The sequence below is a fragment of the Bacillus sp. JJ664 genome (assembly GCF_036962205.1).
Classification (GTDB): Bacteria; Bacillota; Bacilli; order Bacillales; family Bacillaceae_G; genus Gottfriedia.
The window spans coordinates 376-642 of record NZ_JBALMS010000080.1; the positions used below are offsets into that span (position 1 = coordinate 376).

General features: G+C 32.6%; 1 protein-coding gene. It reads left to right on the forward strand.

Annotated elements, in window-relative coordinates:
- Positions 1 to 267 (forward strand): sigma factor-like helix-turn-helix DNA-binding protein (locus V7056_RS13770; protein ID WP_499702824.1); only part of this gene is annotated, 267 nt, incomplete at both ends.

Here is a 267-nt window from a genome sequence, read left to right on the forward strand (position 1 = left end):
TTAAATAAGAAAAATAATACTGTCTTATCTGGTGATGCACTCATTCATAAAATTTTAGAAACGAATCATCAAAATGTAGAAATGGAAATTGATTTACCTTATGCCCTCTCCACTTTGGACAATTCCTATCAAACTGCTATTATTCTCTTTTATTATCATGACTTATCCATTAAGAGTATAGCTGAAGCGATGGAAAAGCCAGAAGGCACTATTAAAACCTACTTAAGGCGTGCCAAAATTGAATTAAAAAAAGTGATAGAGGGAGCG